The organism is Rhodanobacter sp. C06 (assembly GCF_002001105.1).
GTDB lineage: Bacteria > Pseudomonadota > Gammaproteobacteria > Xanthomonadales > Rhodanobacteraceae > Rhodanobacter_A.
The window spans coordinates 14,970-41,910 of record NZ_MUNP01000063.1 but is presented as its reverse complement, the minus strand read 5'-3'; the positions used below and the strand labels follow the sequence as shown (position 1 = coordinate 41,910).

General features: G+C 69.2%; 21 protein-coding genes. 12 read left to right on the top strand and 9 right to left on the bottom strand.

Going from position 1 to position 26,941, the window contains the following annotated elements:
- Positions 1–19 precede the first annotated feature (19 nt).
- From B0E52_RS13855 to coaBC, 3 genes are read right to left on the bottom strand one after another with little or no spacing between them, the layout of a single operon-like run.
- Positions 20–2,377, bottom strand: a complete 2,358-nt coding sequence (locus B0E52_RS13855) for a phosphomannomutase/phosphoglucomutase (protein ID WP_077484734.1) — start codon at positions 2,375–2,377, stop codon at positions 20–22.
- A 54-nt stretch (positions 2,378–2,431) separates the two neighbouring features.
- Positions 2,432–2,887, bottom strand: a complete 456-nt coding sequence (dut, locus tag B0E52_RS13850; protein ID WP_077484732.1) for a dUTP diphosphatase — start codon at positions 2,885–2,887, stop codon at positions 2,432–2,434.
- 8 nt (positions 2,888–2,895) lie between these two features.
- Positions 2,896–4,101 (bottom strand): bifunctional phosphopantothenoylcysteine decarboxylase/phosphopantothenate--cysteine ligase CoaBC, encoded by a 1,206-nt coding sequence (gene coaBC / locus B0E52_RS13845; RefSeq protein ID WP_077484730.1) that lies wholly within the window; start codon positions 4,099–4,101, stop codon positions 2,896–2,898.
- A 97-nt stretch (positions 4,102–4,198) separates the two neighbouring features.
- On the opposite strand from coaBC, the gene radC reads away from it, so the two are divergent.
- From radC to B0E52_RS13820, 5 genes are all read left to right on the top strand, one after another.
- On the top strand, positions 4,199–4,870 hold the full coding sequence (radC, locus tag B0E52_RS13840) for a DNA repair protein RadC (RefSeq protein WP_077484728.1): 672 nt from the start codon (positions 4,199–4,201) through the stop codon (positions 4,868–4,870).
- Between the two features lie 561 nt (positions 4,871–5,431).
- Positions 5,432–7,144: an arginine--tRNA ligase gene (gene argS, locus B0E52_RS13835; protein WP_077484727.1), complete on the top strand. Its 1,713-nt coding sequence runs from the start codon at positions 5,432–5,434 to the stop codon at positions 7,142–7,144.
- Entirely contained in the window at positions 7,144–7,854 is a 711-nt protein-coding gene (locus B0E52_RS13830) for an SPOR domain-containing protein (protein ID WP_077484725.1), read from the top strand. The genes argS and B0E52_RS13830 overlap by 1 nt, the downstream gene beginning before the upstream one ends.
- Positions 7,855–8,071: 217 nt before the next feature.
- On the top strand, positions 8,072–8,839 hold the full coding sequence (locus B0E52_RS13825; RefSeq protein ID WP_077484724.1) for a hypothetical protein: 768 nt from the start codon (positions 8,072–8,074) through the stop codon (positions 8,837–8,839).
- A gap of 68 nt (positions 8,840–8,907) precedes the next feature.
- Complete coding sequence (locus B0E52_RS13820) at positions 8,908–9,660, top strand: SDR family NAD(P)-dependent oxidoreductase (RefSeq protein WP_077484722.1); 753 nt, start codon at positions 8,908–8,910, stop codon at positions 9,658–9,660.
- Positions 9,661–9,735: 75 nt separating this feature from the next.
- Here the strand turns inward: B0E52_RS13820 and B0E52_RS13815 are convergent, their stop codons facing one another.
- The 3 genes from B0E52_RS13815 to speA form a co-directional block, all read right to left on the bottom strand.
- Positions 9,736–10,914, bottom strand: coding sequence for a patatin-like phospholipase family protein (locus B0E52_RS13815; RefSeq protein ID WP_217316697.1), 1,179 nt, complete (start codon positions 10,912–10,914; stop codon positions 9,736–9,738).
- Positions 10,911–11,711, bottom strand: a complete 801-nt coding sequence (locus B0E52_RS13810; protein WP_077484719.1) for a 3-hydroxybutyrate dehydrogenase — start codon at positions 11,709–11,711, stop codon at positions 10,911–10,913. The genes B0E52_RS13815 and B0E52_RS13810 overlap by 4 nt, the downstream gene beginning before the upstream one ends.
- A gap of 118 nt (positions 11,712–11,829) precedes the next feature.
- The gene (gene speA / locus B0E52_RS13805; RefSeq protein WP_077484718.1) at positions 11,830–13,716 is read right to left on the bottom strand and encodes an arginine decarboxylase; all 1,887 of its coding nucleotides are present in this window, start codon (positions 13,714–13,716) and stop codon (positions 11,830–11,832) included.
- Positions 13,717–13,948: 232 nt separating this feature from the next.
- Here speA and speE point away from each other — a divergent pair, with 232 nt between their 5' ends.
- Positions 13,949–14,818 (top strand): polyamine aminopropyltransferase, encoded by an 870-nt coding sequence (gene speE, locus B0E52_RS13800; protein ID WP_077484716.1) that lies wholly within the window; start codon positions 13,949–13,951, stop codon positions 14,816–14,818.
- A 103-nt stretch (positions 14,819–14,921) separates the two neighbouring features.
- On the opposite strand, the gene B0E52_RS13795 is transcribed toward speE, so the two are convergent.
- The gene (locus B0E52_RS13795) at positions 14,922–15,116 is read right to left on the bottom strand and encodes an antitermination protein NusB (protein ID WP_077484714.1); all 195 of its coding nucleotides are present in this window, start codon (positions 15,114–15,116) and stop codon (positions 14,922–14,924) included.
- Between the two features lie 174 nt (positions 15,117–15,290).
- Here B0E52_RS13795 and B0E52_RS13790 point away from each other — a divergent pair, with 174 nt between their 5' ends.
- From B0E52_RS13790 to B0E52_RS13770, 5 genes are all read left to right on the top strand, one after another.
- A complete protein-coding gene (locus tag B0E52_RS13790) occupies positions 15,291–16,322 on the top strand; it encodes a hypothetical protein (RefSeq protein WP_077484713.1) in 1,032 nt (343 codons plus the stop codon).
- A gap of 50 nt (positions 16,323–16,372) precedes the next feature.
- On the top strand, positions 16,373–17,008 hold the full coding sequence (locus tag B0E52_RS13785; RefSeq protein ID WP_077484711.1) for a ParA family protein: 636 nt from the start codon (positions 16,373–16,375) through the stop codon (positions 17,006–17,008).
- 31 nt (positions 17,009–17,039) lie between these two features.
- A complete protein-coding gene (locus B0E52_RS13780) occupies positions 17,040–17,519 on the top strand; it encodes a histidine phosphatase family protein (protein WP_077484709.1) in 480 nt (159 codons plus the stop codon).
- A 214-nt stretch (positions 17,520–17,733) separates the two neighbouring features.
- The gene (locus B0E52_RS13775; RefSeq protein ID WP_077484708.1) at positions 17,734–19,641 is read left to right on the top strand and encodes a phospholipase D family protein; all 1,908 of its coding nucleotides are present in this window, start codon (positions 17,734–17,736) and stop codon (positions 19,639–19,641) included.
- A 640-nt stretch (positions 19,642–20,281) separates the two neighbouring features.
- Positions 20,282–23,341, top strand: coding sequence for a TonB-dependent receptor (locus tag B0E52_RS13770; RefSeq protein ID WP_077484706.1), 3,060 nt, complete (start codon positions 20,282–20,284; stop codon positions 23,339–23,341).
- Between the two features lie 118 nt (positions 23,342–23,459).
- Here B0E52_RS13770 and B0E52_RS13765 read toward each other — a convergent pair whose 3' ends face one another.
- Both B0E52_RS13765 and B0E52_RS13760 read right to left on the bottom strand, forming a co-directional pair.
- The gene (locus B0E52_RS13765) at positions 23,460–24,023 is read right to left on the bottom strand and encodes an energy transducer TonB (RefSeq protein ID WP_077484705.1); all 564 of its coding nucleotides are present in this window, start codon (positions 24,021–24,023) and stop codon (positions 23,460–23,462) included.
- A gap of 117 nt (positions 24,024–24,140) precedes the next feature.
- Positions 24,141–25,424, bottom strand: a complete 1,284-nt coding sequence (locus B0E52_RS13760; RefSeq protein WP_077484703.1) for an acetyl-CoA C-acetyltransferase — start codon at positions 25,422–25,424, stop codon at positions 24,141–24,143.
- Between the two features lie 177 nt (positions 25,425–25,601).
- Here B0E52_RS13760 and B0E52_RS13755 point away from each other — a divergent pair, with 177 nt between their 5' ends.
- Positions 25,602–26,735, top strand: coding sequence for a hypothetical protein (locus tag B0E52_RS13755; protein ID WP_077484701.1), 1,134 nt, complete (start codon positions 25,602–25,604; stop codon positions 26,733–26,735).
- Positions 26,736–26,941: the final 206 nt, after the last annotated feature.

Genomic DNA, 26,941 nt, shown 5'->3' with positions numbered 1-26,941 from the left:
CCGGGCCTTCCACGTTTGATCAGAACGGGAGCTTCAACGCGGGATCGACGGCGAGCAGTTGCTCGCGGAACACCTGCTGGATGCGCGCGAGCGCGGTCGGGTTGTCCGCATCGAAGCGCAGCACCAGCACCGGCGTGGTGTTCGAGGCACGCACCAGGCCCCAGCCGTCCGGCCAGTCGGCGCGCACGCCGTCGATGGTGATCAAGGTGGCATCGCCGAAGTTCGCCCGGGCACGGAACATCTCCATGAAACGGTAGTGCTCGCCCTCGGCCAGTTCGATCTTCAGCTCCGGCGTGGAGACGCCCTTGGGCAGGGTGGCGAAGATCTCCTCCGGCGTGCGCTCCTCCAGATCGCCGGCGAGGATCTCCAGCAGCCGCGCGCCGGCATAGATGCCGTCGTCGAAGCCGTACCAGCGTTCCTTGAAGAAGAAGTGGCCGCTCATCTCGCCGGCCAGCTCCGCGCCGGTCTCGCGCATCTTGCCTTTGATCAGCGAGTGGCCGGTGCGCCACATCAGCGGGCTGCCGCCGGCCTCGAGGATCTGGCCCTTCAGGTGTCCGGTGCACTTCACGTCGTAGATGATGGTGGCGCCCGGCTGGCGCGCCAGCACGTCGCGCGCGAACAGCATCAGCAGGCGATCCGGGAAAATGATCTCGCCCGTTTTCGTCACCACGCCGAGGCGGTCGCCGTCGCCGTCGAAGGCCACGCCGAGGTCGGCGCCGGTCTGCTTCACCGCGAGGATCAGGTCCTCGAGATTGTGCGGATCGGAAGGATCGGGATGGTGGTTCGGGAACGTGCCGTCCACCTCGCAGTACAGCGGCACCACCTCGCAGCCGATGCCGCTGAGCACCTGCGGCGCCACCGCGCCGGGGATGCCGTTGCCGCAATCCACCACCACCTTGAGCCGATGCTCGGCCTGCACGTCGGAGACGATGCGCTCCAGATAATCCAGCACCACGTCGACCTGGCGCAGGCTGCCTTCGCCGCCGCGCTCCAGCGCGTTCTCGGCGATGCGGTGGTACAGGTCCTGGATCGCGCCCTCGGACAGCGTCTGGCCGCCGATCACGATCTTGAAGCCGTTGTAGTCGGGCGGGTTGTGGCTGCCGGTCACCGCCACGCCGCAACCTGTGTTGTAGTGCCAGGTGGCGAAATACACCACCGGCGTGGGCACCGCGCCAAGATCGATCACGTCGACGCCGGCCGCGCGCAGGCCCTCGGCCAGCGCGCCGGCCAGCTCCGGGCCGGACAGGCGGCCGTCGCGGCCCACCACGATCTCGGTGAGCGCCTGCTCGCGCATCAGGGTGCCGATCGACTGGCCGAGCAGGCGCGCCACACCGGCGTCGAGCGTCTTGCCCACCACGCCGCGGATGTCGTAGGCACGGAAGATCGACGGGTCGAGCGCAATCTTCGCTGCGGGCTTCGCCACCGGCGCGGGCGCAGGTGCCGCTGCGGTGGCGAGCTTGGCGAGCACCGGCGCGGGCGGCGCGGATTGGCGGGCGGCTTGCTGGGACAACTTGAACTCCTCGATGTCGATGTCTCGCTCGGCGATCGGCAGCTCGCGCCGCCGCAAGCGCCACCACAGCAGGTACAGCCCCGCACCGAGCCCGGCCAGCGCCAGCAGCGCGGTCAACGGCCACGTGCGCGGCAGCACGATGAACGCCATCGGCATGGCCGCGGCCACGCTGAACGCGCTGCCCGGCACCATCTTCGCGACCGGCTCCGCTCCGGCACCGGCGCTGCCGTGCGAAAGGATGCGCATGTCGGTGCTGGCGTCGCCCTGGCGCAGATCCAGCCGACCACCCGCGGGCGAGACCGCCTCGAAGGCCTGCTGCACCGGCGCAAACGGCAGCTCCACCCACAGCCAGGCCTGCGCCTGCTGCGGCGGACCCAGCGGGAGCACCAGGCTCAACCGGCGGTCGCCCACGCCGTGCGACACGCTCTGCACCGGCGGCACGCCGTCGGCGGTCTGTGCGGCCATCAACTGCGCCGCCTTGGCGTAGCCGAACTCGCGGAAGTTCGCGTGCAGCACTTCGTCGAGACTGCCGCTGTAGACGTCCAACCGGCGCGCCTGCGGCAACTTCGCGTGCAGCGCCGCCACCAGCGCGGCGCGATCGCCCTGCAGCGTGGCCGGATCCAGCGAGGCCACCGCCTGTTCCACCGTGGCACGCTGTGCGGCGACTGCCTGCGCCAGCTGCTGCACCGCCTCGTCGCGCGCCTGCTGCACCCGCGCCGCCGCATTGCCTTCGTCCGCAATCAGCCAGGTCTGCCAGGCGCAGAACGCGCCGAGCAGCAACAGCAACGTGCCCAACGCCAGCGGCCACAACCGTTGCCAGTCCGGCTGCGCGCGCCGGCGCGATCCATTTGCGTCACTCATCGCCATACCCTGTCCCCGCAGGTATCCGCCACGTCCGGCCCGCCCCGCACGCAACCGGAATCACTTGATGCCCGTCGAACCGAAACCGCCGGCGCCACGCACGCTGGGCGCGAACTCGCCCACGATGTGCAGCCGCGCCTGCGCCACCGGCACCAGCAGCAGCTGGGCGATGCGGTCGCCCACGCCGATGGTGACCGGCGCGCGGCCGCGGTTCCAGCAGGAAATCATCAGCGGGCCCTGGTAGTCGGCATCGATCACGCCGACCAGGTTGCCCATCACCAGGCCGTGCTTGTGACCCAGACCCGAGCGCGGCACGATCAGCGCGCACCAGCCCGGGTCGCCGATATGGATGGCGATGCCGCTGGACACCAACACGCTGTCGCCGGGTGCCAGCGTGAGCGGCGCGTCCAGCGCGGCACGCAGGTCCATGCCGGCGCTGCCACTGGTGGCCGCTTCGGGCAGCGGGATCGCATTGCCCAGACGCGGGTCGAGGATCTTCAGTTCCACGTCCAGCATTGCCGCGCTCACCCGCGCACCGCGCGATAGCGTTCGGCCACGCAGGTCACCAGCTGCCGCGCCAGCTCGGCCTTGCCGGCGCGCGCCAGCGCCAGCATGCCGTCGGCCCAGTACACGTCCAGCGCGTTGTCGGCGGTCTCGAAACCCAGCCCGTCGCCGACACGGTTCGCGGCGATCATGTCCAGGCCCTTGCGCTGCAGCTTGTCCTGCGCGTAGTGCGCCACGTCGTGCGTCTCGGCGGCGAAGCCCACCAGGAAAGGGTGCGCGGCCTGCGCGGACAGGCTGCCGAGGATGTCGGGGTTCTCGGCCAGTTTGAGCACCAGGTCGGCGCCGGCCTGCTTCTTCAGCTTTCGCTCGGCCACCTCGGCCGGCCGGTAATCGCCTACCGCAGCCGCACCGATGTAGATCTGCGCCTGCGCGCAGGCATCGAGCACCGCGGCCTGCATCTGCGCCGCACTGCGCACGTCGACGCGGCGCGCCACGCCGGGCGGCGTGGCCAGACTCACCGGACCGGTTATCAGGGTCACCTGCGCGCCGGCCTCGGCGGCCGCCTGCGCCACCGCGAAACCCATCTTCCCGGAGCTGCGGTTGCCGATGAAACGCACCGGATCGATGTCCTCGAAGGTGGGGCCGGCGCTGACCACCACCTTCAGCCCGGCCAGCGCGCCGCTGCCGAACGAGGCTGCCAGTGTGTCGCGCAACTCGTGCGGTTCCAGCATGCGGCCCGAGCCCACGTCGCCGCAGGCCTGTTCGCCTGCTGCCGGACCGAGCACCTGCACGCCGCGCTGGCGCAGCTGAGCCAAGTTCGCCTGCACTGCCGGGTGCGCCCACATCTGCTGGTTCATCGCCGGCGCCACGTAAAGCGGCGCGGCGCTGGCCAGGCACAGCGTGGTGAGCAGGTCGTCGGCATGGCCGTGCGCCAGCTTCGCGAGCACGTCCGCGCTGGCCGGCGCGATCAGGATGCGTTCGGCCCAGCGCGCCAGCTCGATGTGGCCCATCGCCGCCTCGGCGCTCGCGTCCCACAGCGAGTTGCGCACCGGCTGGCCGGACAGCGCCTGGAAGGTGGTCGCACCCACGAAGTGCTCGGCGCCCGCCGTCATCACCACGCGCACCTCGGCGCCCTGCTCGCGCAGGCGGCGAACCAATTCGCAGGACTTGTAGGCAGCGATGCCGCCGGACACTCCCAGCAGGATGCGGCGTTGGGCAAGACTCATGTAGGCAGGGCCTGACGTGCGGGCAGACGGTTAGCTTACCGGAATCGTGCCACCCGACTGCTGCCCGCATCGCATCCCCGCCGGCACGCTGAAGGGCATGAGCATCCGCGACTGGCCCGAAGGCGAACGCCCCCGCGAAAAGCTGCTGGCGCGCGGCAGCGGTGCGCTGTCCGACGCGGAACTGCTGGCCGTGCTGCTGGGCAGCGGCGTGCGCGGCAAGGACGCGATCGCGCTGGGCCGCGAACTGCTGGTGAACGCGGGCAGCCTCGGTGCCCTGCTCGGCCGGCCCGACGCGTCGGTGCGCGCAGTCGGGCTAGGCCCGGCCAAGCGCGCGCGCATCGCCGCGGCGCTGGAACTGGCCCGGCGCAGCCTCGCCGAACAGCTGCGCGAAGCGCCCGCGCTGGGCAACCCGCGCGACAGCGGCGACTACCTCAGCGCGCGGCTGCGCCACCTGCCCTACGAGGTGTTCGGCTGCCTGTACCTGGACAACCGCCACCGCGTGCTGGCCTTCGAGGAACTGTTCCGCGGCACCGTGGATGGCGCCAGCGTGCATCCGCGCGAGGTGGTGCGCGCCTGCCTGCAGCACAACGCCTGCGCGGTGATCTTCGCCCACAACCATCCCAGCGGCGTGGCCGAGCCCAGCGCGGCCGACCGCGCGATCACCCGCGAACTCCGCGAGGCCTTGCAACTGGTCGGGGTGCGTGTGCTCGATCACCTCGTGATCGGCCATGGCGAGCCGGTGTCGATGGCCGCGCGCGGGTTGATTTGACCCCGCAAGAAAGTCGTCGGGGCGATTGGTGCATCTTCGTGAAGAGTGCGGGCATGGATGGCCGCCCGTTTGATCTTCGCGTTCATGGAAGAGCGCACGAACATACAAAAAACGGCGCGGGATGAGCCGCGCCGTGGTTGCCGATTCGGGGAGAGGAGAGAGCGGCGTCTCCATGTGCCATGGGGAGGGGAGTCGCCACCGGCACGCAGCCAGTGTGGCGGCGCCGCATGACAGGACGATGACGATCCCGCGCCACAGCGATGACCGCCAAGCGGCCGTTACTTATGCACAAAAGCCCGCTACCGGCATTTGCGCCCCTCAGCGCAACCAAGACTTCAAGAATGGTCTTTATATATCTGATTCATAATTATTTTTCTTGGGCAACGTAGTCTGGCCGCGCATGCAACGGTGTGTCCTCCACGCTAGGCGCCGCTTTTCCCACAGAGTTATCCACAGGCAGCGCGCCGCGTCGCAGCATGCCGGCCCCGATCACCGCTCGGCGGCCGCCCCAAGCCAGCGGTCTGCTAGGATTACCGGTTCCATCCCGGAATTGCCGCGCCCGTGAAAGCCCAGCTGCACGAACTGGTCCTCGAAGCCATCCACGCCCTGCAAACCCAGGGCAACCTGCCCGCCGACCTGGTGGTGCCAAGCTTCGTGATCGAGCGCACGCGCAGCCGCGAGCACGGCGATTTCGCCTGCAACGCCGCGATGCTGCTGGCGAAGCATGCCCTGGGGCCCATCGAAGGGGCCGCCCGCGCCAAGCCGCGCGAACTGGCCGAAAAGCTGGTCACCGCGCTGCCGGCCAGCGAACTGCTGGTGAAGGTGGAGATCGCCGGCCCCGGTTTCATCAACCTCTTCCTTGCCGCCGACGCCAGCCAGGCGCAGGTGCACCGCATCCTCGAACAGGGCGCCAGCTACGGCCGCAACGCGCTGGGCGCGGGCCGCACGGTGGGCGTGGAATTCGTCTCGGCGAACCCCACCGGCCCCTTGCACGTGGGCCACGGCCGCGGTGCGGCGATCGGGGACTGCCTGAGCCGCCTGCTGGAAGCCAGCGGCTGGAACGTGAAGCGCGAGTTCTACTACAACGACGCCGGCGTGCAGATCGCCAACCTCGGCATTTCGGTGCAGGCGCGCGCGCGCGGCCTCGCCCCCGGCGACGCCGGCTGGCCGGAGGACGGCTACCGCGGCGACTACATCGCCGACGTGGCCAAGGCCTATCTCGCTGGCGACAGTGTCACCGTGGAAGGCCACACCGTCACCGGCGCAAAGGACGTGGAGGATATCGACGCGATCCGCGCGTTCGCCGTGGCCTCCCTGCGTCGCGAGCAGGATCTCGACCTCAAGGCCTTCGGCGTGGCCTTCGACGTGTATTTCCTGGAGTCCTCGCTGTACGCCGACGGCAAGGTGGAGGAGACCGTGCGCGAACTGGTCGCCCACGGCCACACCTACGAGGAAGGCGGCGCGCTGTGGCTGAAGACCACCGACTTCGGCGACGACAAGGACCGCGTGATGCGCAAGTCCGACGGCACCTACACCTACTTCGTGCCGGACGTGGCCTATCACTTGTCGAAGTGGCAGCGCGGCTACGAGAAGGCGATCACCGAGCTGGGCTCCGACCACCACGGCTCGCTGGCCCGCGTGAAGGCCGGCCTGCAGGCGCTCGATTGCGGCATTCCCCAGGGCTATCCCGACTACGTGCTGCACCAGATGGTCACCGTGATGCGCGGCGGCGAGGAGGTGAAGATCTCCAAGCGCGCCGGCAGCTACGTCACCTTGCGCGACCTGATCGACGAGGTGGGCCGCGACGCCACGCGCTACTTCCTGATCTCGCGCAAGGGCGATTCGCAGCTGGTGTTCGACATCGACCTGGCCCGCTCGCAGACCAACGACAACCCGGTCTACTACATCCAGTACGCCCACGCCCGCGTGTGCTCGGTGCTGCGCCAGGCCGGCGAGAAAGGGTTCACGTTCGATCAGCACAATGGGCTCAAGCAACTCGCGCGGCTGGACAACGAGCACGAGCAGGCCCTGCTCACCGAGCTGTCGCGCTACCCCGAAGTGGTGGAAGCCGCGGCGACGAACCTGGAGCCGCACCTGCTCGCCGTGTGGCTGCGCGAACTGGCGAACGCGTTCCACACCTACTACAACTCGCACCAGTTCCTGGTTGACGACAAGGACCTGCGCGACGCCCGCCTCGCCCTCGTGGTGGCGACCCGGCAGGTTCTGCGCAACGGTCTCGACTTGCTGGGCCTCGGCGCCCCGGAGAGCATGTGATGGCAGCACGCAAAGGCAAGGGTCGGCAGGCGGTACGCAACGGCGGCGGCGGCATTCCCGGCTGGGTCTGGGCGCTGGTCGGCGTGCTGATCGGCGCGGTGGCGGTGGTGGTGCTGATGCGCCACTCGCTGATGCCGATGACCGCGAAAACCGGCCCGCAGGCGAATCCGCAGGCCACCGCCGAGGCCCCCAGCGAGACCGGCGCGGTGGCGCCGGGCACCGCCGAGAGCGCGCCGAAGAAACCGCAGTTCGACTTCTACTCCGTGCTGTCGGAGAAGGAAGTGCGCATCCCGGATGCCGAAATCAGCGCGCAGGCCAAGGCCGAGCAGCAGAAGCAGCAGGCCGCCGCGAACACGCCGGCGAACGCCGCGCCCGCGACCGCGCCAGTGGCGCCGTCGGCGCCCGGCAATCCGCCGGTGGCCACCCAGAACGTGGAGGCCGCGCCCGCCGCCGCCGTGCCGAAACCCGCGGCCGGCAGCGGCTACCTGCTGCAGGTCGGCGCCTTCCCGAATCCCGCCGACGCGGAGACCATGAAGGCGAAGCTCGCCATGCAGGGCTTCGTGGCCAACGTGCAGTCCGTCAGCGTCAACGGCCAGACCTTCCACCGCGTGCGGCTGGGGCCGTTCCCCACCGCCAGCGCACTGGAAGCGACCAAACAGCGCCTCGCCGGCGTCGGCATCAACTCGATCGCGCTGAAGGAAGGCCGCTAAGTTACCGCCACCCGGCAACCCGAGGCCGCGCCCGCAGCGCGGCCTTTTTTGTTGCCTTAAGCATGCGTGAAGTTCACTCGCGGCGACCTTCACGTCTCGCTTCGCCGGCACCGCGCACGATGCTTGGCCGCCGTCCGTCAGCGACGCGCAGGGGATGCCAGCGACACGCAGGGGATGTTCCATCCACGCAACGGGACCCGTGCCCGGGGAGGTTCGCATGAAAAGCAGCACAGTCTGGCTGGCGCTGGCGTTCGCGCTGGCCTGCAGCAGCGCGCAGGCGGCGGACAATGTCCGCGTGGCCCGCGATTTCACCGACATGGTCGCACCCACGGACCAGCAAGCGTACGAGGCCGGCACCAAGCACTTCAACCAGTGCCTGCACCAGCACGGCTTCAAGTACAACTGGACGGCCTGGACGCACGAAACTGGCGACACCTACAGCTACTCCTACGTCTCCGACCCGATGCCGTGGGCCACCTTCGACGCGATGGACACCGCGGTGAAAGCCTGCCTCGGCGTGATCCACTCCGACGTCAACCCGCACCTGAAGAGCGAGATCAGCGCGTTCATGCAAGCGATGCCCGAGCTGAGCCACCAGCCCAAGGACATGGGCCCGCCGCCGCCGCTGATCGAGGTCAGGTACTTCACGCTCAAGCCCGGCCACCAGGCCGTGGAAACCTTCATGGCCGCGGTGAAGAAGATCGCTGCCGCCGCCGCGAAGTCGAACTGGCCCCACTACTTCCAGTTCGCCCGGATGATCGACGCCGGCGACGGTGCCCCCGACTTCATCCTGGTGATCCCCGACAAGAACTGGGCGGACGTGGGCACGGAACCCGATCCCGACGTGTGGAAGATGGTCGAGAACGTGTATGGCAAGAGCGATGCGGCCGCGATCCGCCAGTCGATCAATGACGCGGTCGCCAAGCAGTCCTCCCACGTGGACAGCTACAACGCGGAGCTGAGCTACATCGCCTCCGGCAAGTGAGTGGTGCCATGCGGTCCTGGCGACCGGCTCGGTCGCCCGGACCCGCGCCGGCCATTACACTGGCGCGCATGACGACCAAGACTGCCTGGATCACCGGCGCCACCGCGGGCTTCGGCGCCGCCACCGTGGAGCACTTCGTGGCCGGTGGCTGGCGGGTGATCGCCAGCGGCCGCCGCGCTGAACGGCTGCAACAACTGGTGGATGCACATGGTGCCGACAAGGTGCATGTCGCCGCCTTCGACATCCGCGACGAGGCGGCGCTGCGCGCGGCCGTCGACGCGCTGCCGCCGGCGTTCGCCGGCATCGACCTGCTGGTCAACAACGCCGGCCTCGCGCTGGGCACCGCGCCGGCGCAGCAAGCCGATCTCGCGCAGTGGCGGCAGATGATCGATACCAACGTCACCGCGCTGGCGACGATGACCCACGCCCTGCTGCCGCGCCTGATCGAACGCCGCGGCGCGATCGTGAACATCAGCTCGATCTCGGCCAGCTACCCGTACCGCGGCGGCAACGTGTACGGCGGCACCAAGGCCTTCGTCACCCAGTTCTCGCAGAACCTGCGCGTGGACCTGCATGGCACCGGCGTGCGCGTGACCTCGATCGAGCCCGGCATGGCCGAGACCGAGTTCACCCTGGTGCGCACCGGCGGCAACCAGGCCGCCTCCGACCAGCTTTACGCGGGCGCCCACCCGATCACCGCGGCCGACATCGCCGACACGATCTGGTGGATCGCCAACCTGCCGCCGCACCTCGACGTCACGCGGCTGGAAATCATGCCGGTGAGCCAGTCGGCGGCCGGCCTGCAGGTGCATCGGGACTGAGCCGCCCGTTCGGGAAGAAGCCAGGGCGCGGACGGAAAAACCGCGCCCAGGCCGAACCCGAACGCAATCGATCCCTCACTCCCGATGCACGTCGTGGGTCACGAACGGGTGCTCGGCCGGCGGCGCGGCCAGCCATTGCGGATGGGCCAGCGTGTGCTGCATGTCGGCGAGGCCGCTGCGCCAGTGGCCGTGCATGCTGGCGGCGCTGAACTCGTAGTCCTTGTAGTGGCCCTCGTAGGGCCGGTCGCGGTAGATCAGGTGGACCAGGTTGACCAGCGCACCGTTCGCCTCGCACTCCGCCTGGCGATACGCCGGGTCGGTGCGACGTTCCGGCGGCACCAGCGCCAGCACTTCCTGCAGCAGGCGCTGGCGCCGGCGGCTCTCGTGCATGTACTCGGTCATCAGCCGGGTGCGGCTGGAATACTGGATCTCCTTGCTGCGCTCGGCCACGCCGGGCATGTCGTGCGGCAACTCGCCCCGCGCGCTCCACAGGTCGACCTGGAACACCAGCATGTCGCGCGGCGGCTGCTCGGTGAGCACGCGGTAGAGCGGCGTGTTGGAAACCACGCCGCCATCCCAGTAGTACTCGCCGTCGATTTCCACCGCGGGGAAGCCCGGCGGCAGCGCGCCGGAAGCCATGAAGTGCTCGGGCCCGAGGCGCTGCCGGGTGTTGTCGAAATAGACGAAATTGCCGCTCTTCACGTTCACCGCGCCCACCGACACGCGCATCGCGCGTGCGTCGTTGACGCGGTCGAAATCGACCAGGCGTTCCAGCGTGGCGCGCAGGGGCGTGGTGTCGTACCAGCTCGCGGTGGCGGGCGTGGCCTGCGCCTGCAGGAACGGCGGCGGCAGGCGCGGCCGGAAGAAGCCGGGCTGGCCCTGGACCAGGGCACGCCACGCGGCGAGGCCGCTGAGTCCGTTCTGCATCGCCAGTGGCCAGTGGCGGGCATCGAGGGCCGCCGGCAATGCGGGCGGCGGCCAGGGCGAGGCGCGGCAGATCGTGTCCCAGAACGCGCGCAGGCGCTCGACGCGGCGCTCCGGCGGATTACCCGCGATGATCGCCGCGTTCAACGCGCCGATCGAGATGCCGGCGACCCAGCCGGGGCGCAGCTTTGCTTCCTCCAGCGCCTCGACCACGCCGGCCTGGTAGGCGCCCAGGGCGCCACCGCCCTGCAGCACCAGCACCACGCATGCATAGTCACGCGCCACCTGCGCGGCCAGCGACGCCGCCGCGGCATCCGCCTTGCCGCTCACTGCATGTACCAGCCGTGGCTGACCACGATGCTCTGCCCGGTCAACGCGGCACTGGGGAACGTGGCGAGGTAGAGCGCGGTCTGCGCGATGTCCTCGACCGTGGTGAACACGCCGTCGACGGTGTCCTTCAGCATCACGTTCTTGATGACGTCGGCCTCGCTGATGCCCAGCTCCTTCGCCTGCTCGGGAATCTGTTTCTCCACCAGCGGCGTGCGCACGAAGCCGGGACAGATCACGTGCGAGCGCACGTTGTGCGCCGCGCCTTCCTTCGCCAGCGTGCGCGCCAGGCCCAGCAGGCCGTGCTTGGCGGTCACGTAAGGCGCCTTCAGCTTCGAGGCCTCGTGTGAATGCACCGAGCCCATGTAGATCACGATGCCGCCGCGGCTCTTGCCGGTGCCGTCGTTCTTGTACATGTGCTGCAGCGCGGCTTTCGTGGCGAGGAAGCCGCCGTCGAGATGGATCGCCAGCATCTTCTTCCAGTCGGCGAAGGCGAACTGGTCGATCGGGTTGATGATCTGCACGCCAGCGTTGGAGATCAGGATGTCGAGCGCGCCGAACGCGGCCACCACCTTGTCGGTGCCGGCGTTCACCGCCGCTTCGTCGGTGACGTCCATCGCGATGCCGATCGCCTTGCCGCCGGCCGCGTTGATCGCCGCCGCGGTGGCGTCGGCCGCCTGCTGGTTGATGTCGCAGATCGCCACCTTCGCGCCGTGCTTCGCGTAAAGCTCGGCGATCGCCTTGCCGAGGCCGCTGGCCGCGCCGGTGATCAAGGCCACCTTGCCGTCGAGACTGCCCATGGGGAACTCCGTGAGAGGGAGATCACCATTGTAGGCAGCGCGCGTGACGGAACCATCAGGCCGTGGGTGCAAGACCGGCTTGCTTCCTCTCCCCCTGGGGAGAGGAAGCAACAACGTGTCAGCCTTCCTCGGCGAGGTAGGTGTAGGCGGTGAGGCCACCGTCCAGCGTGCGATACAGCTGTTCCGCCGGTTCGCCCGCGATGCCGGAGGCGGCAATGCGCTCGCGGTAGCTGGCGCGCAGCGCGGCGAGGTCGTAGCCCACGTAGTCCAGCATCAGGTCGGTGGTGTCGCCGCGGCGCTGGTGGGCGAACACCCAGCCGTCGCCGTCCACGCGCACGTTCACCGCATCGGTGTCGCCGAACAGGTTGTGGATGTCGCCGAGCGTCTCCTGGTAGGCGCCGACCATGAAGATGCCCAACCGGTAGCTCTCGCCGTCCTTGAGCGCATGCAGTGGCAGCGAGACGTCCACGCCCTCCGCATCGACGTAGTGGTCGATGCGGCCATCGGAGTCGCAGGTGAGGTCGACAATCACGCCGCGCCGGGTGGGCTCCTCGCCCAGCCGTGCGATCGGCGCGATCGGGAAGATCTGCTCGATCGCCCAGATGTCGGGCACCGATTCGAACACCGAGAAGTTGACGAAGTACTTGTCGACCAGCTTCTCGTCCAGCTCGTCCAGCGCGGCGCGATGCGAGCGCTCGCCGGGCAACAGGCGCGCGCGCACCGCGTTGGCGATGGCGTAGTACAGCTCGTCCAGCCGCGCGCGGTCGACCAGCGCGAGCTGGCCCAGCGCGTACAGCGCCTGCCCTTCGGCCAGGTGATGCTGGGCTTCATGGAACAGTTCCAGCGCGGGGCGCTGGTCGAGCTCGGCGTGCACCTCGCGCAGGCGGCGGAGCACCGCGGGCTCGTCCTGCGCCACCGGCGGAATCGTGCCGGCCGGCACTTCCTCCACCTCGCTCACGTTGACCACCAGCACGGCGTGGTGCGCGGTCATCGCGCGGCCGGCCTCGGTGAGGATGTGTGGCGCCTTGAGCCCTTCGGCTTCCACCGCCTCGGCCAGCGACTGCACGATGGTGGCGGCGTACTGCTCGATCGAGTAGTTGATCGAGTTGTGGCTGCGCGAGCGCGAACCCTCGTAATCCACGCCGAGGCCGCCGCCGACGTCGACGATCTCCAGCGGCACGCCCATGCGGCTGAGCTCGACGAAGTAGCGGCTGGCCTCGCGCATGCCGTTGGCGATGTCGCGCACGTTGGAGATCTGCGAGCCCATGTGGAAGTGCTGCAGCTTCAGCGTGTGCTTGAGGCCGGCCGCATCGAGCCGCTCGATCAGGGTCAGCACCTGCGCGGGCGACAGCCCGAACTTGCCCTTGTCGCCGCCGGTGTTCTGCCACTTGCCGGCGCCGATGGATGCCAGGCGCACGCGCACGCCGAGCAGCGGCTCGACCTCCAGCGCCTTGGCTTCGGCGAACACGTGGTCGAGTTCCGACAGCTTCTCGATCACGATGTGCACGCGCAGGCCGAGCTTGCGGCCGATCAGCGCGAGGCGGATGTATTCGCGGTCCTTGTAGCCGTTGCAGATCACGATGGAACCGGGCCGCGCCATCGCCAGCACCGCCATCAATTCCGGTTTCGAACCGGCTTCCAGGCCGAAACCCTCGGCGCCCGCGGCCACCAGTTCGCCGGCCACGCCGCGCTGCTGGTTCACCTTGATCGGGTAGATGGCGGTATAGCCGCCCGCATAGTTCCATTCGCCGATCGCCTTGGCGAACGCGGCCTGCAGCCGCGCGAGGCGGTCGGCGAGGATGTCGGGAAAGCGCACCAGCAGCGGCAGGCGCAGACCCTCGGCGCGGGCGCGATCGACGATGGCCGGCAGCGACAAGACGGGGCCGCGCGCGCCGCGGGGGCGCATCGCGATCTCGCCGCGGGCATCGACATCGACGTAACCGTCGCCCCAATGGGCCACGGCATAGGTGTGGCGGGCATCGGCCACGGTCCAGGGCTTCGACATGAAGCGTCTCCTTGTGCAAACGGATGGCATGTCGTCGCAGCGGCGAGCCTTGACGTGGAAAAGCGCGAACGGCCGGAAGCCTCGCACGCCGCGGGGCCGATCGCACCTGCCGGCGCGCCGAGGGCGGCCGGGCCGCCATTGTAACGGCCCCGGCGGCCCGCCCAAACCCCGCCCGCCACGGCTCGGCTACAATGGGCGGCCAAATACCCCGCATTCACGCCCAGGTACACCCATGTCGCAGCAGCCCACATCGAATGAAGCCAGCTGGTTCACCGAGGCCCACCAGGCCTCCGGCTCTTCCATCGGCTTCCGCACCGAGCAACTGCTGCACGCGGAGAAGACTCCGTTCCAGACCATCGAGATCCACCAGACCACCGACTGGGGCAAGCTGATGGTGATCGACGGCTGCGTGATGCTGACCACGCGCGACAACTTCCTCTACCACGAGATGATGACGCACCCGGCGCTGTTCACCCACGCGCGCGCCAAGCGCGTGGTGATCATCGGCGGCGGCGACTGCGGCACGCTGCGCGAGGTGCTGAAGCACGAGGAAGTGGAGTCCGCGGTGCAGGTGGAGATCGACGAGCGCGTGACCCGCCTCGCCGAGCAGTATTTTCCCGAGCTGTGCGAATCGAACCACGACCCGCGCGCCGAGCTGCTGTTCATCGACGGCATCAAGTACATGGCCGAAGCCGAGCCCGATTCGCTGGACCTGGTCATCGTCGACTCGACCGACCCGGTGGGTCCGGCCGAAGGCCTGTTCAACGCCGCGTTCTACGCCAGCTGCCACAAGGCGCTGCGCCACGGCGGCCTGCTGGTGCAGCAGAGCGAATCGCCGCTGGCGCACCTCGAGCTGATCAAGTCGATGCGCTCGGCGATGCGCACCGCCGGCTTCAGCGCGGTGAAGACGCTGCCGTTCCCGCAGCCCTGCTATCCCACCGGCTGGTGGAGCTGCACCATGGCGCGCAAGGGCGGCGACCTCTCGGGCTTCCGCGAGCGCGGCGCTTCAGCCAAGAACTTCCCGACGAAGTACTACAACGCCGAGATCCACAAGGCTGCGCTGGCCCAGCCGGAATTCATGCGCGAAGCTTTTGGCGAATAAGCCAAAAGCTTCAAATAGACATCGTATGAATCGCCGAAGCGCGGCTTAGAGCAAGCGCGCTCTGGTGGTGCCCGGGTTCATCCCGGGCCAGCAGCTTCACCCTTCAGAACATCTTCGACCGCACCTTCGGCAGCAGCACCAGCACCAGCGTCGCCAGCGGGCCGAACGGCAGCGAGAGCAGGAACCAGATCAAGCCACTGCGACTCTTGCCCTGCGCGAGACCCGCATTGATCAGCGCCAGCGTGCCCCAGCCGGCGAACCACGGTGCGCCGTCGGCGAAACTGGAAAAATGATTCACGGCATGTCCTCCGGCCCCTGTGTTGGGGAGCGCGCCAGGCGCGCGAACGAACGGGCATCCTAGCAACTCGCCTTCGGTCAGGCCCGCCACGGCATCCCGGGGCTCAGATATCGTTCAGAGCATCCTCAACACCCGGCCGCTAAGCTGGCGGCCCCGTGATCGCTGGAGCACCCCATGCGTGGATGGCATTGCCTCGCCCTTGCCGGCGCCCTGTCGCTGCTCACCGCCGCCGCGGCGGCGGCCGCGCAGCAAGCCGCTCCGGCACCGGCCGCCGGCGACAGCGCGCGCGAACAGGCGCTGCAGGCGTTCCAGCACGACCTGGTCAGCGTGCTGGCGCTGCGCGCCACGGCGGAGCCGCTGCTGGGCGCGGCGCTGCTGGCCCGCCCGCTGCCGCGACAGCCGAAGACCAACAGCTTCCACGCGCTGATCAACCGCGCCGCCGCGGCCGGCGATGCCGGCCCCGCCGTGCAGTGGGTGCGCCTCGCCGACTGCGACGCGAAGGCCGACGCCTGCCCGAGCGCCAGCGCGCTGCGCAAGCTGGTGGAGCAGGCGCCGGACAACGCCGCGGTGTGGCTGCTCAAGTTCGGCCTCGACACCCGCGACATGAAGTCCGATGCGGCGCGCGCGGACCTGGCCAAGGCCGCCGCCGCCAAGCTCTACGACGACTACACCGGCAGCAGCCTCGCGGCGCTGGCCGGTGTGGTGGATGCGTTGCCCCCGCCGCCGGCCACGCAGGGCGCGGGCGGACCCGTCGGCGTGCAGGCGTTGATCGTGCAGGGCAATGCCCGGCTGCAGCCGCGGCCCGCGCTGCCGATCGTCGCCAAGCTGTGCGAGAACGCGGGCGACGACGCTGCAATCAAGCTCGACTGCCTCAAGCTCGGCAAGCTGCTCGAATGGGGTTCCAGCCCGCTGGCGCGCTCGCTGGGCCTGCACCTGCGCGAAGTGCTCGGGGACGCGACCGCGCAGGCGGAGGCACGGCAGCAGCGCCGCGACCTGATCTGGCAGGTGCAGAACTACTCGCAGCTGGCGCTGCGCGCGCAGGACGATCCCGCGCTGGCGCAGCAGTTGCTGGCGGCTTCGAAGCGAGGCGGCACCGAGATGAGCCAGCTGATCGCCGTGCTGCGCGCCAGCGGCGTTTCCACCACCGCGCCGGGCAGCTGGCAGCCGCCGGCGCCGGACGCCCCGGCCCCGGCGCACTCCCCATGACGGGCCGCAGCGGTTAGGCTTGGTCCACCTTTCGCGACAAGGGCGTACCCATGGTCACGACGCTGGTGGCGAGCAGCAAGGGGGGATGCGGCAAGAGCACGCTGGCGACACAGCTGGCGTCGCACTGGGCCCAAGCCGGGCAGCACACCGCCATCGTGGATGCCGATCACCAAGGCTCCAGCTACCGCTGGGCCACGCGTCGGCCCGACCACGTACCCGGCGTGCTGGGGCTGGAAGGCGGTCGCAAGGCGCTGCAGCGCGTGCCGCCGGACACGCAGCAACTGCTGATCGACACCGCGGCCGGCTCGGGCGAGCGCGAGCTCGAACCCTTCATCGAACAGGCCGACGTGCTGCTGGTGCCGGTGCTGCCGTCCAGCTTCGACCTCGACGCCACGCTGCATTTCCTCGGCGCATTGCAGGCGATCAAGCGCATCAAGAGCGGCAAGCTGCCGGTGGCGCTGGTCGCGAACCGGCTCAAGCCCTGGACCCACGCCAGCCAGGACGCGGTGGAGCAGCTCGCGAGCGCCTCGCCGTTCCCCGTCGTCGCCCAGTTGCGCGACAGCCAGGCCTATGTGCTGCTCGTCGCGTTGGGCAAGGGCATCTTCGACTACCAGTCCGAGCAGGTGCGCAGCCACCAGCAGGACTGGAAACCGCTGCTGCGCTGGATCAAGCGCCAGGCCGCCTGAGCGCGCCCCACCACCATCCCCGGAGTCCTTCATGCACGAACTGATCCTGCTGCGCCACGCCGAAGCCCTGCCCGCCGAGGGCGGCGGCGACGATCGCCAGCGCCCGCTGAGCGAGCACGGCCGGCGCGAGGCGCAGGACGCCGGCGCGTGGCTGGCACGGCACGGTGCGCGGCCGCTGCGCGCACTGTGCTCGCCCGCGCGGCGCGCCGAGGAAACCGCGCAGCTGGCGCTGGCGGCGCTGGCCGACCCGCCGCCGCTGCAACAGGCCGGCGAGATCTACGACGCCACCCCCGGCGAGCTGCTGGCCCTGCTCGACCAGCACGCCGACGCCGGCACCGTGCTGCTGGTCGGCCACAACCCCGGCCTCGAACGGCTGGTGGCACTGCTGGTGGAAGGCCGTTCGGACGAATTCCGCGGCATGCCGCCGGCCGGACTGGCCGTGCTGCACCTCAGCAGCGGCCCGCTGGAGCCGGCCAGCGCGCGGCTGGATGCGTTCTGGTCGCCGCGCTGAATCGCCCGAAAGACCGTTCTTGCCGAACGTGGCGCAGCGCGGTTCCGCGAGGCCGGAACACGGCCACCTCCAGGCCCGCGGCGCTTCGGCCTCCCCGCGCCCCCGAGGTATCCGCGTCCATGCCCGCGCCCCGGCGCCATGCCCGGGGCGAACGGGTTTTGGGATAACTTCAGCAACTTGCCTGGGGCATGACGCCTCGCCTTGTCCATCGTTCATGTCGCCTCGCTGGCTGCTGCTTCCCGTCCTGCTGCTCGTCGCGCTGCTGCAAGGCTGCACGCTCAGCCGCGCCCAGATCCGCGCGGCCGGCGCCATCGTCGCCGCCAGCCCCGGCCGCGAGGACAGCTGCCAGCAAGCCGACCACTGTGCCAAGCCCTCGCCGCTGCTCGAAGCCGCGCAGCAGGCACTCGCCGACTCCACGCCCGGGCAACCGGTCAACACCGTCACCCTGCTCGACGACAGCGAGGCCGCCCTGGCTGCGCGGATCAGCCTGATCCGCGCGGCGCAGCACAGCATCGACGTGCAGACCTACATCTGGGACGAGGACGACATCGGCCAGCTCATGCTCAACGAACTGGTGCAGGCGGCACGGCGAGGGGTGAAGGTGCGCATCCTCGCCGACCAGCTGTTCTCCTTCGACGATCTCGGCCTGCTCGACCGCCTCGCCCGGGTCAGCCCCAACCTCGAGGTGAAGCTGTACAACCCCACCTTCCACGACGCGCAGACGCCGCCGCTGGAATTCGCCGCCAGCGTCGTTTGCTGCTTCATGAAGTTCAACCAGCGCATGCACAACAAGCTGCTGCTGGTGGACGACGCCATCGGCATCACCGGCGGCCGCAACTACCAGAACCGCTACTTCAACTGGGATCCCGATTTCGACTACCTCGACCGCGACGTGATGGCCGGCGGCCCGGTGGGCCGCGAAATGGCCGACAGCTTCGCGCTGTTCTGGCAGCACAAGCGCTCGGTGCCGCTGATCCGCCTGCGCGACGTCAACCGGCGCATCCGCGGCGACCGCGCGGCGCCCGGCTGGCCCGCGCCGCACTACACCGATCCCGCGCGCGTGGCGCGTGTGCAATCCGAAGCGGAAGACCCCGACTGGCTCGCCGCCTGGATCGGCGACGACACCTTGCACGTGAGCCAGGTGAACTACTTCAGCGACCTGCCGGCCAAGACCGACGAGCCGACCAAACGCAGCGCGCGCGAACTCACCGGCCGCCTGATGCGCATGGTCGCCGACGCGAAGCACGAGGTGGTGCTGCAGACGCCTTACCTGGTGCTCAGCAAGCGCGCGCAGGACATCTTCAAGCGCCTGCACCGGGAAGACCCGCCGCCCAGCATCATCATTTCCACCAACTCGCTGGCCGCCACCGATGCGTTCGCGGTGTACGGGCTGTCCTACAAGCACCGCCGCCGCTACCTCACCGAATACGGCTTCCAGATTCACGAACTGAAGCCGCATGCCGACAGCGCAGCCGAGGCGTTCGAGGAAGCGAACGAGGACCAGGATGACGGCCCCACCGGCCAGCCCATCGCCGCGCCCGGCAAGTCCGCCAAGTCCGGCAAGCTGCGCCAGCGCTTCCCCGGCAACGAGCGCCGCCCCGGCATGTTCGGCAGTCAGGGCAAGCGCAACCGCCCCGCCCCGCTGCGCAGCAGCGGCCGCCGCTACAGCCTGCACGCCAAGTCGATGGTGGTGGACGATCGCTTCGCGATGGTCGGTTCGCACAACTTCGACCCGCGCTCGGACCACTACAACACCGAAGCCGCGGTGATCGTCCACGACCCGCGCTTCGCCAGCGAGCTGCGCGCCTCCATCATCGAAGACACCTTGCCGCAGAATGCCTGGACCATCGCCAGGCGCGAGCCGACCATCCCGGTCCTCGGCCACATCAGCCAGGCCATCGGCGATCTCTCCTCGCGGTTGCCGCTGTTCGACCTGTGGCCGTTCCGCTACGCCACCAGCTACGAGATCAAGCCCGGCTGCGCCCCGCTCGCCCCCGACAATCCGAAGTTCCGGGAGTGCTACACCCCGGTCGGCGACTTCCCCGACGTGGCGATCTCGCCCAAGCTGATCTACACGCGCCTGATCACGGCGTTCGGAGCAGGGGTGAAGGGGATCCTGTGAGGCTGCCTGCGCGACACGCGCCAGGACCCGCCTGAGCGTTCGATCGGCCGACCAGGCTCCGGATGTGGCCCGGGATCCCCGCACGCGGGGATCCCGGGGCTTGTGCTCCGCGCCGCCGCTCCCTGCGTCTCTTCCCGACTGCCCGAATCGACGCACGCTCCGCGCCCACCCGGAGATGCCGTTCGGCAAGGCGCGCCATTGACCGCCCGCACCCGGCGGCTGCAGCTCCGCGCGGAACACGGGGGTCGTCCTTCCTGCGCGCGCTAGGCCGATGCGCTCCCTCGCGCCGGCATCGCCCTGGCGGCCCTTTCGCGCCCGCCCGTGACTGGGCGAAGGGCGGGATTCCGCAGTGATTTCCCGGGCCCCGCGTCTAGCGGCCGCAGCCCTCGACGCGCCCCCATGGCCGGGTGCGGGTCGCCACGGATCTCGCATCGCAAGTTGACGGTGCAATGACTTACGAAATATTGACACTCGCAAGTTCTTTGCGATACGGTCGTCCGTCCCCCGCCTCGATTTCGATTCAATTCGAACAAAATCAGGCTGTTGTGCGACACATTCGTGAGCTGTTCCCGGCAAACCGAATTTCGTATGTTTTTGTGAATCCCGGAAATTCCGGGCCCCATCCCCAGGGAGCTATGAAATGAACCAACCTGAAAACCACAAAGCAGGGCCGCTGCGCCGCACCTCGCTGGCCATCGGTCTGGCCCTGTGCCTGTTCGGCACGGGCGCGATGGCCCAGTCGACCACGGGCAGCATCTACGGCCAGGCCCAGGCCGGCGACACCGTGCTGGTCAAGAGCAACACCGGCGTCACCCGCCAAGTGACCGTGGATGCGGCCGGCCGCTACGTGTTCGATTCGCTGCCGCTGGGCAGCTACACGGTGACCCTGCAGCGCGACGGCCAGACCGTCGATTCGCGCGCGGACGTGACCATGCGCGTGGGTTCCGGTACCGAGGTTTCCTTCGGCGCGCACAATGTCCAGAGCCTGGCGGCCGTGACGGTAACGGCCAACGGCCTGCCGAGCATCGACGTGAGCGGCGTGGATTCGCGCACCGTCATCACCTCCCAACAGCTGGCCCGCCTGCCGCTGGCGCGCAGCGCCGAGGCGATCGCCTTGCTGGCGCCCGGCGTGGTCTCGGGCAGCTCGCTCTTCGTCAACGCCTTGGGCGGCTCGGTGGTGTCGTTCGGCGGCGCCTCGGTCACCGAGAACGCGTACTACCTCAACGGCTTCAACACCACCGACCCGCTGAGCGGCTTCGGCGGCATCACCCTGCCGTACGGCGCCATCGACCAGCAGGAAATCCTGAGCGGCGGTTACGGCGCGGCCTACGGCCGTTCCGACGGCGGCGTGATCAGCCAGGTCGGCAAGCGCGGCACCAACGAGTGGCACTTCGGCGGGCAAATCCAGTGGACCCCGAAGGACCTGAACGCCGATCCGAAGAACTGGTACTACGTCAACAAGGACGGCTCGCAGGGCAAGCTGCGCCAGTACCGCAAGGACAACAAGTCGTGGACCACCACGGCGAGCGCCTACGTCGGCGGCCCGCTGATCCAGGACAAGCTGTTCCTGTTCGCGGCCGTCGAGGCCGAGCGCCGGCAGGGCGAATCCACCGGTTCGAACGTGGCGCCGTTCGTCGACCATTACCGCTACGACAATCCGAAGTGGTACGGCAAGCTGGACTGGAACATCACCGACAGCAACATCCTCGAGGTGACCGCGGCGTCGAACAAGTCGTCGTACCAGGGCACCTACAACGAGTTCGACTACGCCACCCTGACCGAAGGCGGCTTCAACAGCTACGACACCCACACCAAGAACGGTGCGGAGGTTTATTCGGCGAAGTTCACCAGCTACATCACGGACGACCTGACCGCCAGCGTGATGTACGGCAAGATGAAGGGCACCTGGTACAGCAACACGCCGGGCTACGATCCGACCTACCCGTACATCTTCACTGCCGCCGACGCGAACCCGGACTTCGCAACACCCCACAACAGCCAGACCGTCTCGACGATCAACCTGCCGGGCCACCGCTCGACCAACACCAACCTGCGCCTCGACCTGAGCTACCGGCTGGGCGACCACACCATCACCGGCGGCATCGACAACCAGGACGTGAACAACATCGACGGCGGCACCAAGTTCCCGGATGCCGGTCTCGGCTACGCCTGGGAATACAACACCATGGACGATGACCCCGACGCCTACATCATCGGCGGTCCGGGCACCGCGCAGCCGGGCGCCGACTGGCACAACTCGCCGTGGGTGGCCAACACCGGCTCCCAGCCGGGTGGCGAGACCGGCTATTACGTGGCCCGCTACCGCTACCACGACAACGCGTCGGTGCGCGTGAAGCAGCGTGCGCAGTACATCGAGGACAGCTGGCAGATCAACGACCGCTGGCTGGTCAAGCTGGGCCTGCGCAACGACCAGTTCACCAACTACAGCGCCGCCGGCAAGCCCTACGTCCGCCTGACCTCGCCGCAATGGGCGCCGCGCGTGGGCTTCAGCTGGGACGTCAACGGCGACTCCAGCTTCAAGGTCTACGGCAACGCCGGTCGCTACTACCTCGCCATGCCGACCAGCGTGGCGCTGCGCGCCGCCGGCTCCTCGCTGTACACCCGCGAGTACTACACCTACACCGGCATCGACCAGAACGGCATCCCGACCGGGCTGCACCCGATCGAAACCTACCTGGGCGACGGCGCGCCGGTCTCGGCCAACGGCGAGTACGGCCAGCCGCGCGACCCGAAGACCTCGGCTTCGACCAACCTCAAGTCGGAATACCAGGACGAGTACATCCTCGGCTTCGACAAGAAGCTGGGCGACGCGTGGGTGTACGGCGCCAAGGCCACCTACCGCAACCTGCGCAATGCGATCGACGACATTGCGGACAGCCCGTCGATCGTGGCCAAGATGAACAGGATGGGTATCGACCCGGCCACCTACGACGTCAGCCAGATCCCGGGCAGCATCCTGATCAACCCGGGCAATACCTCCTACTTCGACATTCCGAAGCTGGGCGGCGGCTACTACACCGTGCCGATGGACTGGACGAAGGACTTCGGCTTCAACACCACGATGAAGCGCAAGTACTACGGCCTGAACCTGTACCTGGAGCATCCGTTCGACGGCAAGTGGTTCGGCAAGCTCGACTACCTGTACTCGCGCAGCTACGGCAACAGCGAAGGCCAGGTGCGTTCGGACATCGGCCAGGAAGACGTGTCGGCGACGATGGACTGGGACTACGCCACGCTCATGGACTACGCCAACGGCGCGCTGGCCAATGATCGTCGTCACCAGATCAAGGCCTACGGCTCGTACCAGGTCGCCCCCGAGTGGATGCTGTCCGGCAACCTGGCCATCGCCTCCGGCGGCCCGAAGACCTGCCTTGGCGCCTATGGTCCGAATGGCACCTACCCGGGTCTGGGCTACGGTCCGTACTACCACTTCTGCAACGGCCAGCCTTCGCGGCCGGGCGACCAGCGCCTGCCGTGGACCTACCGTCTCGACCTGAGCGCCGAGTACCGGCCGGAGTGGGCGGGCAAGAAGCTGGCGTTCAACGTCATGGTCTACAACGTGTTCGACAAGCAGACCACCACGCAGACCTACCCGGTCTCGACGAGCAGCAGCTACCTGCGTCCGTACAGCTCGATGACGCCGCGTTACGTCCGTTTCGGCGTGTCGTACGACTACTGATGCACTGAAGCCCTACGCCCATCGCAGGGAGTAACAGGAGACCGCCGGAGATGACCCGGCGGTCTTTTTTTCGCGGCCCGGGCCAGACTTTGCGCTTCCCGCAAGCGCAGCGAGGCGTTTACGGCGCCTGCGCCACCTGCTGCGGACCGCTGGTGAAGCGCATCGGCAGGTCGCCGCTGAAGCCATCCGGGTGATCGGCGGGCACGGCAAAGCGCCAGCCGCGCACGGTGGCGAGGGCGTGGGCGTCGAGCACGGGATCGCCGCTGGATGCGGCCAGCGCCGCGTCGGCGACGCGGCCATTGCCGTCGATGCTGACATGCAGCAGCACGCGGCCATGCAGGTGGCCTTCCATCTGCGACCACGACACCGGCGTCACCGGCATCGATACCGGCACCAGCTCCGGCGGCGAAGCGGCGGTTTCGGCCTGCGCGGCGGCCACCACCGGCGGCAGCACGGCGCGATGCGCCACCGCCGCGAAGGCACGCGGCTGGCGCACGGCACGGTGCGGCGCCACGCGCGGTGCGGCGGGCACGCCGATGCGATGCGCCGCGGGCACATAGCCCGCCACGCGTTCGCTGGGACCGGCCCAGCCGGTGCCGAAACCGCTGAGCCATTGCGTGCCGGCGATGCCAACGGCCAGCGCGAGCAGGCTCAGGGAGGTGGTGGTACGCAGACGCAACACGGAGCTGGGACCTCGCACGCAGGAGCGGCTTCAGCCGCGACGCTTGGGCCATCAACGCACACGGCAGAGGAATCGCGGCTGAAGCCGCTCCTGCAGTCGGCTCCCGGGACCGTTTTGCTAGCGTTCCAGGATCGCGGTGACGCCCATGCCGCCGGCGGTGCAGATCGAGATCAGGCCGCGGCCCGCACCCTTCTGCTCCAGCAGCTTCGCCAGTGTCGCGATGATGCGCGCGCCGGTGGCGGCGAACGGGTGGCCCACGGCGAGGCTGGAGCCGTGCACGTTGAGTTTCGCCGGATCGATCGCGCCCAGCGGCGCGTCCAGGCCCAGCCGGTTCCGGCAGTAATCCGCCGACTCCCACGCGCGCAGCGTGCACAGCACCTGGGCGGCGAACGCCTCGTGGATCTCGTAGTAGTCGAAGTCCTGCAGGGTGAGGCCGTTGCGCTTCAGCAGGCGCGGCACCGCCACGGTGGGCGCCATCAGCAGGCCCTCGCCGTGCACGAAGTCCACCGCGGCCACCTCGGCGTCGCGGAACCAGGCCTGCACCTTGAGCCCGCGCTGCGCGGCCCAGCCTTCGCTGGCCAGCAATACGGCAGCCGCACCATCGGAAAGTCCGGTGGAATTGCCTGCGGTCAGCGTGCCGTTGCCCGACGCCTTGTCGAACGCGGGCTTCAGCGCGGCGAGTTTCTCCAGCGTGGTGTCGGGGCGCAGGAAGCCGTCGCGCTGGATGCCGCGGAACGGCACGATCAGGTCTTCGAAGAAGCCAGCGTCGTAGGCGGCGGCAAGCTTGCGGTGGCTGGCCAGCGCCAATTCGTCCTGTGCCGGGCGGCCGATGTGCCACTGCTTCGCCATCTGCTCGCAGTGGTCCCCCATGGACTTGCCGGTGCGCGGTTCGGCCACGCCGGGGAAGGACGGCTTGAGCTCCTTCAGCGAGAAGCGGTGCAGCGCGATCTTCAGCTTGTCCAGCGGCGCCTTCGCGCGGTTGATCGCCAGCAGGCGCTTGCGCAGGCGCGTGCCGTAGACGATCGGCACGTCGCTGGTGGTGTCGGAACCCGCGGCGATGCCGGCCTCGATCTGGCCGCAGGCGATCTTGTTCGCCACGATGATCGCGTTGTCCAGCGAGGTGCCGCAGGCGCGCGCGGTGGTGATGCCGGGCGTGGTCGGCGCGAGGCCGGAGGAGAGCAGCGCCTCGCGCGCGAGGTTCCAATCCGAGGCGTGCTTGATGACGGCGCCCAGCACCACCTCGCCCAGCTCCACGCCATGCAGGCCGTAGCGCTCGACCAGGCTGCCCAGCACCTTCACCGACATGCCGAAATTGCCCACGTCCGCGTAGGTGGTGTTGTTGCGACAGAACGGAATCCGCACACCGCCGATCACGCCCACGCGTCGTTGCATCTGTTCCATGTCCGCGACGATCCAGAACCAAGCCCTGCGTGCAAGGCTAACCTGCCCCGCCACCGCGCGAAAGCGCGCCAAGCCGTACAAGTGGCGCTTCATTCACCGAAGGCGGCCGGCGCGACGCGAAGGCAGCACGGGCCCGCTTGCTAGAATGACGGTTTTCCCCTCCCGGATTCCCCCGCCGTGGAAGCCACTACGCTGATCGCCCTGCCCATCGTGCTCGCACTGGAACCGCAGGCCGGCGCCGCGCCGCGCGCCAGCCTGGGCCGCGACGAGGCGGACGAACTGGCCGCGCTGGTCGCCACCGACCTGCAAGCGCTGCTGCCGCAGGTGGCGCAGGCGCGGCTGGTGCTGGCGGGCGCGCTGTTCGATCCGGTCGAACTGCTGCGCCCCGGCTTTCCCGTATGGGCCACGCTGGAGGAACTCGGCCGTCGCGTGCCGCGCGCCGGCGTGGCGCAGGTGGTGGCGTTCGGCAGCCACGAGGGCCACATGCCGGCACTGCCGCTGGAGCCGTCGCCGCAGTTCGCCGACGGCCCGATGCGCCTGCTGCCGCTGTCGCTGCTGGCGCCGGAAACCCTGGCCGAAGAGCTGGCCGAGCAGGTCGAAGTGCAGCTGGTCGGCCGCGGCGAGGCCGGCGCGCGCACCGCCGACTGGCTGATCCGCACGTTGGGCGTGCAGCTGGAGCACGCGCGCTACCTCAGCCGCAACGATTTGATGGCGCTCACCTGCGTGCAGTACGAGCACGTCAACCTCGCGCCGCTGTGGAGCCTGCTGGAAGCCGCCCTGCTCACGCCGAACCGCGCCGAGGAGGTGCTCAGCGCGCGCGGCCTCGCGCTGCGCTATGAAGGCGGCCGCGTGCTGGCGCAATCGCCCGCCGCATGGCTGGCCGCACAGGCCGGCGATCCCGCGCAATGCGCACACGACTTCGCCGGCATCGTGTTCGAGCTGCGCCAGTACGCCGCGCTGCTGGACGCGCACGCCCTGCCGCTGCGCCTGCAGTCGGCGCCGGAGGGCGACGGCGACTCCGGCTGGCTGCTGGAAACCGTGGCCGCGGCCGATCCGGTTTGCGATGCGCCGCGGCTGTACGCCCACGAGGCGCCCGGCCTGGGCGTGGTGGCGGTCACCGCGGCGCAACACGGCGCGGGCGGCCGCCCGCACGTGCTCGCCCACGGCTACCCGCTGCAGCCGCGCGCCTTGGGGCCGCTGCTGGCGGCGCTCGCCGAACGCCACGGCTGCGCCGCCGAACTGCAGGCGCCGGGCCGCATCGTGCTGGACGCACAGGGTCGACTCGCCGCCCCGGCGATGCCCCTGCACTGAGCCGTTTTCGGGCCGCACGCGGGGCGATAACTGCCTGCACGGATCGTTCACACATCCGCAGATGCAAAGCGATGCCCGGCGGGCGCATGATGATCCGTGCGCCGGCATGCGAATGCCTGGCGGCGGCAGCGGGTCCGGGCAGGCGCCGGGTCCGCTGACTCGAAAGCCGTCGGGGGCGGTTTTCGGAACTCGGCGACGGGGTCGGC

Excerpts from the sequence above, each read along its gene's own strand:
- B0E52_RS13855 (WP_077484734.1), bottom strand. The coding sequence starts at position 2,377 with ATGGCGATGAGTGACGCAAATGGATCGCGCCGGCGCGCGCAGCCGGAC.
- dut (WP_077484732.1), bottom strand. The coding sequence starts at position 2,887 with ATGCTGGACGTGGAACTGAAGATCCTCGACCCGCGTCTGGGCAATGCG.
- coaBC (WP_077484730.1), bottom strand. The coding sequence starts at position 4,101 with ATGAGTCTTGCCCAACGCCGCATCCTGCTGGGAGTGTCCGGCGGCATC.
- radC (WP_077484728.1), top strand. The coding sequence starts at position 4,199 with ATGAGCATCCGCGACTGGCCCGAAGGCGAACGCCCCCGCGAAAAGCTG.
- B0E52_RS13830 (WP_077484725.1), top strand. The coding sequence starts at position 7,144 with ATGGCAGCACGCAAAGGCAAGGGTCGGCAGGCGGTACGCAACGGCGGC.
- B0E52_RS13825 (WP_077484724.1), top strand. The coding sequence starts at position 8,072 with ATGAAAAGCAGCACAGTCTGGCTGGCGCTGGCGTTCGCGCTGGCCTGC.
- B0E52_RS13820 (WP_077484722.1), top strand. The coding sequence starts at position 8,908 with ATGACGACCAAGACTGCCTGGATCACCGGCGCCACCGCGGGCTTCGGC.
- B0E52_RS13810 (WP_077484719.1), bottom strand. The coding sequence starts at position 11,711 with ATGGGCAGTCTCGACGGCAAGGTGGCCTTGATCACCGGCGCGGCCAGC.
- speA (WP_077484718.1), bottom strand. The coding sequence starts at position 13,716 with ATGTCGAAGCCCTGGACCGTGGCCGATGCCCGCCACACCTATGCCGTG.
- speE (WP_077484716.1), top strand. The coding sequence starts at position 13,949 with ATGTCGCAGCAGCCCACATCGAATGAAGCCAGCTGGTTCACCGAGGCC.
- B0E52_RS13790 (WP_077484713.1), top strand. The coding sequence starts at position 15,291 with ATGCGTGGATGGCATTGCCTCGCCCTTGCCGGCGCCCTGTCGCTGCTC.
- B0E52_RS13785 (WP_077484711.1), top strand. The coding sequence starts at position 16,373 with ATGGTCACGACGCTGGTGGCGAGCAGCAAGGGGGGATGCGGCAAGAGC.
- B0E52_RS13780 (WP_077484709.1), top strand. The coding sequence starts at position 17,040 with ATGCACGAACTGATCCTGCTGCGCCACGCCGAAGCCCTGCCCGCCGAG.
- B0E52_RS13775 (WP_077484708.1), top strand. The coding sequence starts at position 17,734 with ATGTCGCCTCGCTGGCTGCTGCTTCCCGTCCTGCTGCTCGTCGCGCTG.
- B0E52_RS13770 (WP_077484706.1), top strand. The coding sequence starts at position 20,282 with ATGAACCAACCTGAAAACCACAAAGCAGGGCCGCTGCGCCGCACCTCG.
- B0E52_RS13760 (WP_077484703.1), bottom strand. The coding sequence starts at position 25,424 with ATGGAACAGATGCAACGACGCGTGGGCGTGATCGGCGGTGTGCGGATT.